The organism is Sulfidibacter corallicola (assembly GCF_017498545.1).
In the GTDB taxonomy this organism is placed as follows: Bacteria; Acidobacteriota; Holophagae; order Acanthopleuribacterales; family Acanthopleuribacteraceae; genus Sulfidibacter; species Sulfidibacter corallicola.
In genome coordinates, this window is the sequence record NZ_CP071793.1 from 5,565,579 (window position 1) to 5,580,365 (window position 14,787).

Sequence of the window (14,787 nt, forward strand, 5' to 3'; positions counted from 1 at the left end):
TATAAAGCGTGTGAGCTTTCGATCCCCATCCCCCAGCACCAGGGAAACTCCCGGCGTCGGATTATTCGGATCGGCACAGCTCAGGAAGGAGCCTAGATTGGGAAAGAAAACTATCGATACGCGTCTCAAGAGCTTGTTGAATGCAGACTTCGAACGAGAAGGCGGGGACATTGGCCAGCCGTATCTCGAAAATCGCATCTTTACCAACCGCACCATCAAGATGAGTCGCATCAAGGCCGTGGGCTTCGATATGGATTACACCCTGGCCGAATACAAGCAGGACGCGCTCGATCAATTGACCATGAAGCTGGCGCTCAATCTCCTGGTCGACCGAAATGGGTATTCCGAAGAAATTCTGAAAATTCCCTACAAGCCCGGATTCACCATTCGCGGTCTCGTGATCGATACCTTGACTGGTAATGTTCTGAAAATGGACAAGTTCCGCTATGTCAGCCTGGCCTATCACGGCCTGCGGCCCCTGGATTCCGACAGGCGGGCCGCCATGTACAACGCCACCCGTATCGATTTCCACTCGGGGCGCTATCGCTCCGTCGACACCCTGTTCGAATTGTTGGAAACCTATCTGTTTGCCGCCATCATCGATCACGTGGATCAGGCGGAAGGGCCGCGGGACGACTACACCGAGCTGTACCGCGATATCCGCAACGCCATCGATACCTGCCACAGCGACGGCTCCCTGAAAAAACAGATCATGAGCGATCCCGACCACTACATCAAAAGCGATCCCATGTTGATTCCGGCACTTCACAAGTTTCGCGAGGCCGGCAAGCGCCTGTTCGTGGTCACCAACTCCGAGCCCGACTATACCGATTTCATGCTGACCTACCTGTTCCGCAACGCCAGTCCCTTTTTCAAGGGTTGGCGGCACTGCTTCGACCTGGTGGGCTCTGCGGCACGCAAGCCGACTTTTTTCAACGAAGGCCAGCCGCTCGAAATCATCGAGGACGGCGACAACCTGTTCTTCTCCGGCGGGAACCTGGACTTTCTGGAAGAGCGGCTGCGAATCAAGGGCGATCAGGTGCTGTACGTGGGCGACCACATTTACGGCGACATTCTCAAAAGCAAACACAGCACGCACTGGCGCACCTGCATCATCGTGCCCGAGCTCGAGTTCCAGGTTCGGGCCGAGGAAGAAGCCAAACCGTTTTTGATGGAACTCCTAGCCAACGAAACGCGGCGCAAACAGCTCACCATGGAACTCACTTGGCGGCGCGGCCAGGTCTACGACCTGCACCAGTTCAAGGAATCCGAGGCGGACGAACTGGAGCGCAACCACCTGGAACGCATCGACGAGCGCATCGAAGAACTGGACCGACAGTTGGAGCACCACAACCGCGAGCTTTCGGACCTGCTCTTTCAATCGCGGGACCTGCGTCGCCGCATCAGCAATACCTTCAATTCCTATTGGGGGCGTTTGTTCAAGACCGGCGGCCAACTGAGCAACTTTGCCGAGCAGATTCGCGATTACGCCTGCATCTACACCTCGGCGGTCAGCAACTTCAATTTCTACAACGGGCAGGTGTACCTCGAGAGCATGGTGTCTCCGATGCCTCACGAGAAAAACCTCTACCCCGTCGGCGATGTGAACTTCGATGCGAGTTTGGACGGGGGACGCCATCCGAACGAGCTTCCGTTGGCGGAGGCGGTCGACCTCGACCCCTCGTCGGAAGAAGGGATCGAGGAGGTTGAGGATCGACAGGAGGACCTTTCCACCGAGGAGTCGATTACCTCGCCAGCACCCGGTTGATTCGAAGTTCAGCCCTTGAAAACCAGTCGTCGCGTGTTCAGGTGACCGAGACGACTTCGCCCCCGGTCATCGACTGAAGGTCCTGGGGCGACAGGCCGAACACGGCGAAGGGCGTGCCCGCGGCGGCCCAGAGTTCGGTGTGGACCATCAGGTCCTGGTCGATATAGGCTTTGATGTCGCGCGCAAAGCCGACCGGCGGGATGCCGCCGATGGCGAAGCCGGTCACGGTGCGCGTGAATTCGGCGTCGGCTTTGCGAATCTTCTCGCCGATCAGGCGGCCCAGGCGCTTTTCGTGCACGCGATTGGCGCCGCTGACGGCTACGTAATAGGGCTCGCCGCTTTCTTTTCCCTGAAAAATCAAGGACTTGACGATCTGGGCCACGTCACAGCCGATGGCCGCGGCGGCTTCCTCGGCGGTACGAGTGCTGTCCGGCAGCTCCACGACCTGGGCTTCGATGCCCCGTTCGGCGAGCGCGGTCTGGACTTTCAGGGCCGATGAGGCGAGGGCTTTTTGCGTAGTGGTATCTTCCACGGGTTTCTCCTCGGTCGATGGAAGTGATCGAAAGGAAAGGTCAATTGCCGCCCGCCGGACCGGATGCCGGGTTGCGGGGATCCAGGCGCCAGCGGTGAATTTGGGGGTTGGCCGGGCGTTCTTCCTCGTCCAACTCCTCTTCGTAACTGCCCAAGGCCAGCTCCTGGCCGCAAACCGGGCAGAAGGGATAGGGCGTGTGCACTTCGTAATGGCCCAGCCGGCAATGCCGCATCTGGCTGCCGCTGATGAAATGGAGCCGGGCCGTATGGTACAGGGCCAGGTATTTCGACTCATCGCCGCCGATCGTGCGATCCGCCTGAAAGACGATGTTCTTGATCGTCACCACCTGGCGTTCGCCGGTATCGAACCAGAGTTCGAACTTGCGGCCGTCTTTCTGGCGCTGGATGCGAAGAATGCGGTAGAGGCTGACGAACGAGGAGCCGCCTTGCCCCTGAACCTCGAATTCGTATGGGTTGAGGCCACGTAACCGGACGTTCACCATGTCCAGCTTTTCACCGTTCGGCAGGTAAACCTGGGCGTTGATGGGGCGAATGCCCGAATCTTCGCCGGTTGCCGAGCCGTCCTGCCATAAAAACAGGCACAAGATCAACCACATCGCGCTTCTCCTACTTGCGATTCCCCGGCCACGACTTCGGTTGCGGGCCAAGTCCCCGAAAATACGTGACGGGTGCTGCCGGTGATCGCCAGGCCATCGCCTTCCAACCACGCTTCCACCGTACCGCGCCCCTCCGGGAAGAATGTCACCCGACGCGTGCCCCGCTCGCCGAAGAGCACCAGGGCCGCCGCGTACATACCCGTGCCGCAGGCCTTGGTGAACGTCTCCACGCCGCGCTCGAAAGTTTGCACGTGCCACCCGGCCTCGGCCCGTCGTAGGAAGGTGACGTTGGTGCCCTGGGGAAAGGCTGCCAAATCGGCGCGAATGCGCGGCGCCAATTCCCGGAAACGGTTGGGGTCCATGCCTTCCAGGATGACGAACTGGGGATTGCCCACTTCCACCCGGTAACCGGAAACCAGATGATCGCCACCGCGCCAGTTGAGCGGTCGGTAGTCGCGGACGGGCAAGAAGAGAATCGGGTCGGGGTCCAGCCGATAGGCGAATTCCTGGCCTTCGGTGCGGACCCGACCGGCGGGCGCGATACGGCCGCGCCGGGCCAGCAGGGCCAGGGCGGCGCGGGTGCCGTTCAGGCAGAAGCTGTGGCTGCCGTCCGGGTCCAGGTGACCCAGGTCGGTCAACTCCGGCCGCACCGACCGTAACACCATGATGCCGTCGGCACCGATGCCGTGGTGTCGGTCGCACAGTTCCGCGACGCTTTTCGGATCGGGCTCGTGGGCCAACAGAACGAAATCGTTGCCGCACGCTTCGATTTTGTCGAATGCATCGTCGCGTTCGATACGGTCGGAAGGGGAGGATGTCATGGGGATGCCGGTCACCAGCCTATAAGTCTTGCCGCATTATAGCGCCGATGACCGGGGCAACGGGTGATGTCGGTTAATGAGGGAACGTTTGTACCACCTGAACCCCTCCCATTTCGGGGTCGTGTTGGATGGCCGCGACCGATTCCAGGAACGAGGATTTCTGGGCGTCCAACCTTTGGACGAGCGCCAGATACTCACCGCGAACCTTCATGATCTCTTCCTTGTTGCGGGCCAGCAGCTTCTTCTTTTCCGCTTTGCTCAAACGTTTGCCCGTTTTTTTCTTTTCCAGGGACTTGCGGGCCTTGCGCAGGTCGTTCCATTCCGAACCGATTCGCCAGAGGTCCTGATAGTTCTTGGTGTATCGCTCGGCCTGTTCGTTGAACAGCGCCACCAGTTCCATGTCGACCGAATCCTGCCACCATCGCGAGATGCGGCCCTGGACGACGCCGCCGTGAACCAGGGTGATCTTGTCCGTTTCCGGATCGTACCGGTAGATGCCGTCGCGGTGCACCGTGTACACCAGCAATCCGTTTTCGCGTGCGAACTGAATGTCGCTGCCGCGCCGCGTGTTGCCCTGTTCGCCGCTGGGTCGCGGAATGGCATTGGTGGGATGGACGTGCATGTTGGCCCAGGTTCCGTGAGGAATGGCGCCGCGCCACGTCTCCTGAAAAGCTTTGTGGGAATGGGGCCAACGGTGGAAGAAGTGACGGCCGTGATCCGCGATGATCCAGGAGCTCAATTCTTCCTTCCAGGTGCCTTTCCCGGTCGCGCACCAAAGGTAGTAGGCCCATGCCAGAAAGGCAGGGTCCTGCTCGAAGGCGTACCGCGATTGCGTACCGTCGTCCGCATGGGCCCGATGGATTTCGAGCGCCATTTTTTCGAGATCGGCCGCCCGATTCGGCTTCTCGAATTCGTGACATACGACGGCTAACCAAATGCCGACAAGACATAGTGACATAAGAATCCTTTCAGGGGTCTGGACATGACCAGACGAATCCGCGCACACGACGACCAGGGCAGTCACGTGGCTGCGAGAAGAAACACAACAGCGAAAGTTTTGATTGGGCGGCTTGTTACATGAAAACGTGGTGCATCATCTGATGGGTGAGTGGGTTACGGGAGCCGTAAACGACACTAGCTTTGCTGTTTCGTATGTTCGGATTACGTTTATCTTTACTCGTCGGTTTCAGGAATGCTTTCACTTTAATATGATATTTCGCTTTCTTTTATTCCCTGCCCAACGGATTGGCTTGCTTTGGGCTTGTGTTATTGGGAATTGCCCCGATACGAGGACCGAAATTCCGGCGTTCATTCGAAAGGCGAAGCACCCACCACTGCCTGACACGGCGACAGCCGGCCTTCTCGGGGGCCACTCGGGCAACCGTTTGTGAAAGACGCCGGCTCGATCCCGATGGGCGATTCTTTTTTTGCCGTCGACAAGCGTCGCGAAAAAAGCCCCGACGCTTTGGTGAAACGCCGGGGCTCGGTAATTCAAATCGTGGTGATCAAACGTGGGGGAAGGGTCGCGAACCCTGTCGGTCGCGATACCTCGATTGGCTCAATAACGGGCGATGGAGGGATCCACCGTTTGGGACCATGCGTCGATACCGCCTTCGACGTTGTACACCTTCTGGAAGCCGTTATCGGCGAAAAACTGGCAAGCCTGGGCGGATCTACCGCCGAAATGGCACATGAACACCATCGGGGTCTCTTTGTTCCAGCTATCGAGGATTTCTTGAGCGAGTTCCTGGTCGAGCATGGCGAAACCATCGACAACCGCGATCTCGCGTTCCTGTTGGGTACGGACGTCCAAGAGTTTGACGCCTTCCTGGTTCACCATGGCGCTGGCCTGTTCGGGGGTGATGTTCTGCGGTTTGGCGGGAGGCGAGGGAGCCGCGATGTCGCGACCGGGGAAGGCCTCGCGCAACCAATCGGTGAGTTCGCCCGATTCCCAAGATTCGCGCACGATGTCACAGCCGCCTACGAATTCGCCTTGGATGTAGAGTTGGGGAATGGTGGGCCAGTCCGAAAATTCCTTGATACCTTGGCGTATATCCATATCTTCCAATACATTGCAGTGATCGAACGGGATGTCGTAGGCTTTCAGGATTTGGACCACCTGATTGGAAAAACCGCATTGTGGGAAAGTAGGGTTACCCTTCATGAATAGGAATACGGGTGCACTTTCTACCATTTTCTGAATGCTTTCGCGTAGGTTTGTATCCACGAGAAACCTCCATGTCGTTGACTCGCGGCAGCGGTGAGTCGTGGAACGGTGCCGCCTTTTTGGTGACTGCCAATATAACCCGAATGTGAACGGGCCGTCCACCGATGTCCAGTGCGCCGGATCCGGGCTTTCCCGCCCCGAATGAGGAGGCCGAAACGGGTTGCGGCGTGCCGTCGTGCGGCCCGATTCGGGGGGACGCGGCGGTGGCGTCTTGGTGGTGCGGCCTTATTGCTCGAGCGTTTTTCGAGCCAGCAGGTTGCAGGTGCGGCCGAGTCCCATTTCGGCCAGACGCCGGTACAGGTTCACCAACAGCTCCCGGTTTCCGGCCAACAGGTGTCGCTCGAGCTGCATGCGGTAGCCGTGCGCCTGACCGCCCACGTTGTCGTTGCCGATGTAGTCCAGACCCATCAACACGAACAGCTCCATCGGGAAACTGGCCAGGCGGTCGCATTCCTCGGCGCCCAGTTGGGTGAGGAGTCGGCTCAGGCTGTCGAAATCGAAGTAGTTGAGATGGTGCTTGGGAACCACCCACCAGCGCGGCTTGTCCAGTTGCGTGGTGATGATTTGCTGGAGCTGGTTGAAGTCGTTGGGCACCTCCACCCAGATCGCGCCGCCGGGGCGCAGCATGGACAACGCTTTGGCCAGAAAGGCGCGCGGATCGCGGACGTGTTCCAGGACGAGCGAGAGGTGGATCGCGTCGAAGCGGGCCGTTTCGGGGTCGAAATCCTCCAGGTAGCCCTCGAACAGCGAGAGCTGGAAGCGCTCGGCCGCGAAGGCACAGGACTGCCGCGAGGGCTCGATGCCCTCGACCTGCCAACCTCGATCACGGGCATGGGCGAGCAGAAAGCCGCCACTGGCGCCGATGTCCAGAAAACGACCGGGACTTCCGGTCAAGCCGGCCATCAAATCCAGCCGAATCGACCAGATGGCGTGCCAGTACGCGAGCTCCGAATCGGTCTTTTCCAGGTAACGCGGCTTATCCACCGCGTAAAACTCGTGGCGATACAGGTCCCGCAGCGTCTCCAACGAGGGCGTCGGCGTCACGCGCCAGAAGTGGGCCTCGGGATCGCGGGTCAGGTGGAAACCTTCGCCGAGTATGTCGTCTGGTCGCAATTAGATTTCGCCCTCTTCGTCGAGCAGTTGATCGTGCTTGCAAAGGTGTTCCATGGGTTGGAAATCCTCGCGCATCTTGATCGCGATCTTGAAGCGATCCTTGATCAACTGCTTGGGATCCAAACCGGGATTGACGTATTGCAGGCGGCGCATTTCTTCGGGAACCACCACTTCCAGGGTCTTGAGAATCCACTCGACCGCCACCAGGTCGGCGATCGCCCAGAACCGCTTGATGAAGTTGCTGTCCCACTCGCGCTGCTTCACGAACGCGTCCAGCACGGCCAGCTTGTCCTTGATATCCAACGTCTGTTCGGTGTTGTAGAAGAAATCGGCCAGGAGCTTGGCCGGGTCGTCCCATCCGGATTCCTCGAAATCGAGGAAATACAAGGTGTTGTCGCCATTCTTGAGCGTGTTGTGAAAACCGAAGTCGGAGGGGCTGAAGATCAGGTCCTTTTCCGCGAGTTCCGCTTCCTTGTCCCATTTCTCGCGCTTGATCCACAGGTAGAAATGGTTGAGATTGTCCTGGCGCAACTGTTCGAGATCGGTCAGCATGAACAGCATGATGTCCTTGGGGCCGTCCGGGCGTTGGCAGGCCGATAGGACCGCGTTCCACCTGCCGTTCAGTTCGTCGGCGAACTGGCTGAGCCGGGTGCGGGCGCCTGCCGCGGTCTTCACTTTCTGTTCGCCCAGCTCTTCGTGTTTGCGGTCCAATTGGGTCAACATGTCGATGAATTGGGCCAGCTCGTTTTCCCCCACCTGGGTGACCGAACTTCCTTCCAGGTAGCTGAAGAGCGCCCAACATCCGCGGTGCCAATAGGGTTTCGGCACGTTGTGGATGCCCACCGCGTGGAGGCTGTTCAAATGATTGATCTCGGTCTCCAGACGCTCGGGGGCGTTCTCGGTGGACTCGAGGAAATGTTTGAGGATGTAGGAACGGTCGTTCTCGGTATCGACCTTATAAATAAAGTTATCACCGTGTTCCTTGAGGGGCGTCACCGCCAGAATGCGGGCGCCGCTCTGGCTGCTGACGCCTTCTTCCCAATAGAAGTAGTTGGTGAGCTCGCTCCATTCCGAGAAACCGGGGAAGGAAGCGCCCTCTTGGCGCGGTCCGAAAACCAAGGGTTGGGTTTCCTTGGGGAAGCTGGCGTGGGCGAAGGTGGCGGACTGATCGTCGATGAAATGGGTCAGACCCAGTTCGGCGATCTTGGCGACCTTTTCGTCCTCGCTGGCCACGAAGATCAAGTTGCCCTTTTCGAATCCCAATCCCCCGGAACCGGTATCTTTGAAAAATCCCTTGTTTTCCAGGTGGGCCTCGACCTCGGCGGCTTGATCCACCTCGTGGGCCACGATGAAGAGCGGCTGTTTCTGCTCCCGCTGTTCCATCACGAACGCCTTGAACCCAAACAAAATTTCCGATCCTTCGATGCCTTCGGCGACGTTCAGGATCGTGTGGTCCAAGTCGATACCGATTTTTCTCGTGCGGGTCTGAACCTGTTGGTTTGCAGCTTGATTCGCCATAGCCGTCCCATCCCTCAATGCGACATTTGGTTTTGTCGGGTGATTCTCTATCAACTTTCCCTATCGAATTCTTGACGGAAATCTTTACTTAAAAACCTGAAAGACAACGAGCAAGAGCCTTGGCCCCTTCACATCACGGATCGAGTGTTCGGTAATTCGGCGTTCGCTTTCGGGGGCGCCCCATCGGATCCATGTCCCCAGGGGCCGAGGCGTGCATCGCCGTCACGCCTCGGCGGGTATCTGCTCGCCGAGGTCCGGCCTATCGCCGAATCGATCTGGGCCTCGGCTTTGGGACGGTTTACCGTCGGTCGACGATCACCCCTATTCCTTGGGCGCCTCTTCGGCTGTCGCCGCATCCTGCTCGGCGGAACCCTTGCGGGTGATCGCACCGCAGTGCAACATTTCCGCGCCGTAGTAGGGGTTGTAGAGTGTGCTTCCCTTCTGGAGCCAATAGGCGCCGGTATTTTTGAACGCCATCGGGCAATAGGCGGTCACGAAACCGGCGGGTAACTTCTGGTCCTTGACGCTCTCGGAAAGGGGCCGGAATTCGGTGCGCAGGGCGGCGATATCTGCCGCTTTGCTCATGGGTGCCGCGAGTGTCTTGAGTTCGCCTTCGCAGCTCTCCACCAACGCCAGGGCCGCCTTTTGAGCCTCGGCGAAATTGTCGGCGGCCAGCTTTTCCTGGAGGGCGACATAGTGATTCAACTGGGCTTCGTCCAATTGCAGCTTCTTGGGTTTGGGCGCCTGGGTGTCCGAAGGCTCGTCGGTATTGGGTTGGGATTGTTTCTGCTGTTGGTCCGCCTGCTGCACCTCGGGCTTGGCGGCCTGATTGCCGCAACCGATGAGGCTCAGCACCAGCATCGTGCCCACGACGATCCGAGTCGCCATCTGGCTGGAAAAGACCTGGTTTTTGGATTGGATTTCGTTCATGGTGACCTCTCGTTCAATAATCCCGGGGGAGCCGGGCGGGCTTCGACGATTCGCGTTCGACGGTTCGCGTTTGGCGTTTCCGTGAAATCATAGCCCATTACCCTGGATCGTGGTGGTTTTGTGGTGTGTTTCCAGGGGAATCGGGCTCGACGGTGCTGCACGGGAGAGAGAATCGGCTTGGGTCGCTGCCCGTTCGAAATCAGCTTCCGTTTTTCGCCTGGTATTCCCGAATCGCCACCAGCATGGGTTCGCCGAATTTTTCCAACTTGGCTTGGCCCACACCGAATACGCGAAGGAACTCCTCGCGGCTGGTGGGTTTGACCCGGGCCATGTCCTGAAGGCTGCGGTCGCCGAACACGATAAAGGCCGGCACACCGAGCCGTGTCGCGATCTCCATTCGTTTCTCGCGCAGGACGTCGAAGAGGGCGTGGTCGAAGGAGGTATCCGTGATCGCGGGCCGCTTGGCCTTGGCCTGGCGACGCGTTTCGATCAGAAAGACCGGGACGTCCTTCTCGGATTTTTCGTATTTCTCGGGACGCAACAGCCAGAAGCCGGGCCCGGCGACCTTGATGACCGGATATTCCCCGGTGCTGCGGGCCAGGTAGCCCTGACTTTCCAATTGGTTGATCCAGTCGTGGACCTGGTGTTGGCTGAAGTCCTTGAGCAGGCCGTGGACCGACAGTTGGTCGTGGCCGTTGCGCATGACCTTCTGGTCCTTGGAGCCGGTGAGCACCTGGGAAATGTAGGCGCCGCCGAATGTCTGCCGTAACTTGAGGACCGCGGAAAGGATCATGCGGCTGTAGGTGCGGGCTTCACCGATGCTTTCGACCTCGCCCAGGCAAATGTCGCAGGATCCGCAGTTGGCCTTTTCGAAGGCTTGGCCGAAGTACTCGATCAGGACGCGATGGCGGCATTTGAGCTGGGTGGCGTAGTTGATGATGTCCTGGAGTTGGGCCGTTCGCGGACCCACCAGCACGCCTTCTTCCTCGATCATGCGTTTCCAGAATTGAATGTCCTTGGCCGAGAAAACGAGAATGCAGTGGGCCGGCAATCCGTCACGACCGGCGCGTCCCGCCTCCTGCTGGTAATGGGACAGGGTGCGCGGCATGCCGTTGTGGATGACGAACCGCACGTTGGATTGATCGATACCCATGCCGAAGGCGACGGTCGCCACGATGATCTGGACCTGTTCCTGGGAGAAGAGATCCTGATTGCGCTTGCGCTGTTCCTGGCTGAGCCCGGCGTGGTAGGGCAGGGCCTTGTAGCCTTGCTCGCGCAGCACCGCGGCGATGCTCTCCGTTTCGCGACGGGTCAGGCAATACACGATGCCCATGTCGCCGCGGTGGAACTGTTTCAGGATGTCCAGCAGTTGCTTGTTGAATTTATTGCGGCGCACGGCTCGGTAGAACAGGTTGGGGCGGTGGTAGCTGCCGACGAACAGTTGCGCGTCCCTCAGCGCCAGTTGCCCCATGATTTCGCGCTGGACCTCGGGCGGCGCGGTCGCGGTGAAACCGTGAATGCCCACGTCGGGGAAGGTCTCCCGCAAGGTGCGCAATTTGGTGTACTCGGGCCGGAAGTCGTGCCCCCACTGGCTGATGCAGTGGGCTTCGTCCACCGCGAAAAAGCTGATGTGGACCTGTTTCAGTTCTTCGAGAAAGTGGTCCAACAGGAGGCGTTCGGGAGAAACGTAGAGCAGTTTCAGCCGGCTGTTGAAAAAATCGGACTTGATGCGGCGAACCTGGTCGCCGTTCAGCGAACTGTTGAGAAACGCCGCGGGCACGCCCAGCAGTTGCAGGCTCTTGACCTGGTCTTCCATTAGCGAGATGAGCGGCGAGATGATGATGGCGGTACCCTGCATGACCGCGGCCGGAATTTGATAACACAGCGATTTACCGCCGCCCGTGGGAAGCACGGTCAGGGTATCGGTGCCGGCTTGAATGGCCTCGATGGTCTCCTGCTGAAGGGGGCGGAACTCGGAATAACCCCAAACCTGGTGCAGGGCTTCGACGGCGAGATTATGTTGGGTGTTCGTAGTCATTCAGGACATACCCCGAAGCTCGGGTTCACGCGTGTGTCCACCCGATGGCTCTCATCATGAATCCGCATCTTAGCAAAGATTGCCGGGATGGCCAGGGGAGATCCGCGCCCACGAAGGGACGAGCGACCCGGCGCCGCGAACGGAACCGGGTGGGTCTCTTCGACATGGGCCCGATCGCGGTCAATTCTGGACGGATTCGAAGAAGTCCATCACGTAGCGGGGATAGATGGCGGGGTCGGGCGCGAAATTGGGAAGAAGCCGGCGAACTTCGCCCATTTCGGTTCGGGCCAGATCCAACAACGCCTCGTCGGGATCGGCCGAATGGCGGTGTTTCCCCAAAAGGTATAGGCTCTTGAGCCAATGGTAGCTGCCCGATTCGGTCGTACCCTCCAGACGAATCGCTTGCAATTCGCGCAGGGCCTTCTCGGGATCGCCGCGCCGGTAGGGTTTCAGGGTGTTCAACAGCGCCTTGCGCAAATCGGCCCGCTGCTTGGCGACTTCCTGTTCGCGGACCCGGTTGGGGTCGCGATCCCGGTCGGCCGCATTGGTTTGATTGGAGGCCGTGGTCTGCCCCGTGTTGCCGGCGGTCTGGTTGGCCGCTTCGCGCTGTTTGCGCTCCCGTTCGATTCTGGCCAGCTCCGCTTCCGCCGCTTCTCTTCGCTTGCGTTCCAACTCGGCCTGGGCCGCTGCCGCCGCGGTCTCTATGGCTTTCCGTCCCGCCGAGAGTCGCTGTTTGAGATCGGGAATCTCGGCGAACGAGGCGTCGGCGGCCTCGATTTGGGAAATGATGCCGGCGGCCTGGTCGAACTTGCGGTCGACGATCGCCGTCTTGGCGTCGAGGGCCAGCGAGCGGAGATAGGTCTGGCGGGCGTTGTCCACCTTGCCCAGCCCCACCTGGCCGTCGGGACGGTTGGGATCCAGTTGCACCAACGCTTCGTAGGCCTGGCGGGCCTGGTCGAACTTGCGCTGGCTCAACAGACTCTCGGCCTTTTGGAGTTGCAGCGTGTACCGGGTGTTGAGCTTTTCGCGCTGATCCTCGGCGGCCTTCAGGATGCGGTCCTTGTCGGCGTGGTACTTGGCGGCTTCGCGTCGTTGCCGCCGAATGACCTCTTCCTCCAGCGCCTCTTCGGATTTTTTAATCCAAGACTCGGCCTCGATGATATCGATGGGCTCGTAGGCCAAGGCGATTTTGTAGCGCGGTAGGTAGTTCGCGAAGATGGCGCCTTCCAGACGATAGCGCTGGGCCTTGTTTTCCAGGCGAAACGCCTCGCGGAACTTTTCGAGCGCTTCCTTGTGTTTCCCGGCTTCCAGCAGTTCCTCGCCCTCGCGGAAGAAGGTCTTGAATTCGCGCGATTGATAGGCAAAGGTCCAGGTCGGGACACAGCCAAGGACCAGCCACAGCGCGAGCAACCGGACGGTGAGGGGCAGGATTCCAGGCATGGGATTTCGGCTATGGCTCATCGCAGATCCTCCAACAGAAGACTTTCCGGCTCCAGTTCGAACTCCGCGTGTGTTTTGGAAAGCGGCATGTCCGGGGAAACGAATCCCTCGATTTCCTGGGTGCGGCCCTGGTAACTGATGATGAGGCGGTAGCGTCCCTCGGGCAGGGAAAGCACCTGGGGCAGGGCGTCGTCACTGGTGGCGATGGATTCGCCCTGCTCGTTGGTGATCTGGACGATCGACCCCTTGGGGAAAGCCGAGACCAGGAGTTGCCCGTTGCGCACCGGTACGGGGTCGGGCACCACCGGTGGTTTGGGTCGGAACACCCAGCCCAGGACGGCCAGGATGCCCAAGATCACCACCCCGGCCACAATTTTGGGAACGGGGCTGGACGGCGCTTCGGGCGTCACCTCGGCGACGGCTTCCCTTTCCTGGGTTTGTTTTTCGCGAACTTCGGTGCGGCGCGGTGGCTCCGCGACCTTGGGCGCGGGCAGTTCGGTATGGGCGGTGCGGTCTTCCAACTGCTTCAGGTCCGGACGGGTCTTGATGTCGTCCATCACCTGGGTATGGCGATTGACCCCGCCCAAATGACCCTGTATGGATTTGAGGGTGTCCATCACGTCGGCGGCCGACTGGAAGCGGTTTTCCGGCTTCTTTTCCAGCATCTTCAGGATCACGGCGCGCAGGTCTCGATCGATCTCGCCGAAAAAGGCCTCCGGCGAGGGGGGCGGCTCGTTGATGTGCTGGTAGAGTACCGTCATCCACTGATCCGAATCGAAGGGCACACGGCCGGTGACCAGCTCGTAGAGTGTGATGCCCAGTGAATAGATATCCGAGCGGCCGTCGATTTCGCGCCCCATGGCCTGCTCCGGCGAAACGTAGCGGGCGGTGCCCATGAAGGTGCCGGCGGCAGTCTGGCGCGTCTGGTCGGCGGCCTTGGCGATTCCGAAATCCATGACGATGCCGCGACCGCGACGATCGACCAGAATGTTGTCGGGTTTGATGTCGCGGTGGACGACGCCGCGCCCATGGGCGTAGTCCAAAGCCGCGCAGGCGTCGATCACGATGCTGATCGCCTCGCGCTGGGGCAGACGGCCGCGGCGAACCAGCGAGGCGGCCGTGTCGCCCTCCACGAAAGACATGGTGAAAAACACGAAGGGTTCGCGATGTCGCTCGCGGATCTTCAGCGGTGCCTGGAAGTCTTGCCAGGTGCCTCGTTTGTGGACCTCGTAGATGGTGACGATGTTCTGGTGCAGAAACTTGGCGGCGATGCGTGCTTCCTTGACGAAGCGATTGACCACGTCGGGGTCTTCGGTGAGGTCCACGTTCAGAATCTTGATGGCTTCCTTGCGATCCAAATCGACGTTGCGGACCAGGTACACCCAGGCGAAACCGCCCTTACCCAGCGGCTTCAGCACCTCGTACTTGTGTTCTTCCACATCCTCGTCCGCGGGGGTCTCATCTTCCGTGGCCAGCGGCGGCATTTTCTCGGTGCCCGGGTTTTGGCGGGTCACCTGCGTGACCTGGGTGCCGTCGTCCACCGGAGAACTCAGCGAAGCGCTGATTTGGGTTTCCTTGGTCTGGTCGTCCGTGTTGTGCTCGTCTGGGTGGTCAGCCACGCGTTCCTCGCTTGTCCGGGAGTGAGATGAGACGGCCTCGCCACCTACCCTGTCGGAGATCCACATCTCCCCTGAAAACCCTTGGGTCCGTAGGGTACCGAGGTGGGGCGCGCAGCCCGGCCCGAAAGTCGGGCCATTCGAGCTGGTTCGAACCGTCTTCCCCGC

12 protein-coding genes are annotated in these 14,787 nt (G+C 59.8%); 1 reads left to right on the top strand and 11 read right to left on the bottom strand.

Going from position 1 to position 14,787, the window contains the following annotated elements:
• The first annotated feature begins 97 nt into the window (after nucleotides 1-97).
• Complete coding sequence (locus tag J3U87_RS16845) at nucleotides 98-1,768, top strand: HAD-IG family 5'-nucleotidase (RefSeq protein ID WP_237384220.1); 1,671 nt, start codon at nucleotides 98-100, stop codon at nucleotides 1,766-1,768.
• Nucleotides 1,769-1,805: 37 nt separating this feature from the next.
• Here the strand turns inward: J3U87_RS16845 and J3U87_RS16850 are convergent, their stop codons facing one another.
• The 11 genes from J3U87_RS16850 to J3U87_RS16900 all read right to left on the bottom strand — a co-directional run bounded on the left by J3U87_RS16850 (nucleotide 1,806) and on the right by J3U87_RS16900 (nucleotide 14,622).
• Nucleotides 1,806-2,300: a YbaK/EbsC family protein gene (locus J3U87_RS16850; RefSeq protein WP_237384221.1), complete on the bottom strand. Its 495-nt coding sequence runs from the start codon at nucleotides 2,298-2,300 to the stop codon at nucleotides 1,806-1,808.
• A gap of 40 nt (nucleotides 2,301-2,340) precedes the next feature.
• Nucleotides 2,341-2,916 (bottom strand): hypothetical protein, encoded by a 576-nt coding sequence (locus J3U87_RS16855; protein ID WP_237384222.1) that lies wholly within the window; start codon nucleotides 2,914-2,916, stop codon nucleotides 2,341-2,343.
• Nucleotides 2,907-3,737: a diaminopimelate epimerase gene (locus J3U87_RS16860; protein ID WP_237384223.1), complete on the bottom strand. Its 831-nt coding sequence runs from the start codon at nucleotides 3,735-3,737 to the stop codon at nucleotides 2,907-2,909. The genes J3U87_RS16855 and J3U87_RS16860 overlap by 10 nt, the downstream gene beginning before the upstream one ends.
• A gap of 73 nt (nucleotides 3,738-3,810) precedes the next feature.
• Nucleotides 3,811-4,695, bottom strand: coding sequence for a hypothetical protein (locus tag J3U87_RS16865; RefSeq protein ID WP_237384224.1), 885 nt, complete (start codon nucleotides 4,693-4,695; stop codon nucleotides 3,811-3,813).
• Between the two features lie 600 nt (nucleotides 4,696-5,295).
• A complete protein-coding gene (gene grxD, locus J3U87_RS16870; RefSeq protein ID WP_237384225.1) occupies nucleotides 5,296-5,964 on the bottom strand; it encodes a Grx4 family monothiol glutaredoxin in 669 nt (222 codons plus the stop codon).
• 225 nt (nucleotides 5,965-6,189) lie between these two features.
• Nucleotides 6,190-7,077, bottom strand: coding sequence for a class I SAM-dependent methyltransferase (locus tag J3U87_RS16875; RefSeq protein ID WP_237384226.1), 888 nt, complete (start codon nucleotides 7,075-7,077; stop codon nucleotides 6,190-6,192).
• Nucleotides 7,078-8,595, bottom strand: a complete 1,518-nt coding sequence (locus J3U87_RS16880) for a phosphotransferase (RefSeq protein ID WP_237384227.1) — start codon at nucleotides 8,593-8,595, stop codon at nucleotides 7,078-7,080.
• Between the two features lie 321 nt (nucleotides 8,596-8,916).
• Nucleotides 8,917-9,525, bottom strand: coding sequence for a hypothetical protein (locus J3U87_RS16885; protein WP_237384228.1), 609 nt, complete (start codon nucleotides 9,523-9,525; stop codon nucleotides 8,917-8,919).
• Nucleotides 9,526-9,724: 199 nt separating this feature from the next.
• Nucleotides 9,725-11,563: a DNA helicase RecQ gene (gene recQ / locus J3U87_RS16890; RefSeq protein WP_237384229.1), complete on the bottom strand. Its 1,839-nt coding sequence runs from the start codon at nucleotides 11,561-11,563 to the stop codon at nucleotides 9,725-9,727.
• Nucleotides 11,564-11,743: 180 nt separating this feature from the next.
• Nucleotides 11,744-13,024 (bottom strand): hypothetical protein, encoded by a 1,281-nt coding sequence (locus J3U87_RS16895; RefSeq protein ID WP_237384230.1) that lies wholly within the window; start codon nucleotides 13,022-13,024, stop codon nucleotides 11,744-11,746.
• Nucleotides 13,021-14,622: a serine/threonine-protein kinase gene (locus J3U87_RS16900; protein WP_237384231.1), complete on the bottom strand. Its 1,602-nt coding sequence runs from the start codon at nucleotides 14,620-14,622 to the stop codon at nucleotides 13,021-13,023. The genes J3U87_RS16895 and J3U87_RS16900 overlap by 4 nt, the downstream gene beginning before the upstream one ends.
• Nucleotides 14,623-14,787: the final 165 nt, after the last annotated feature.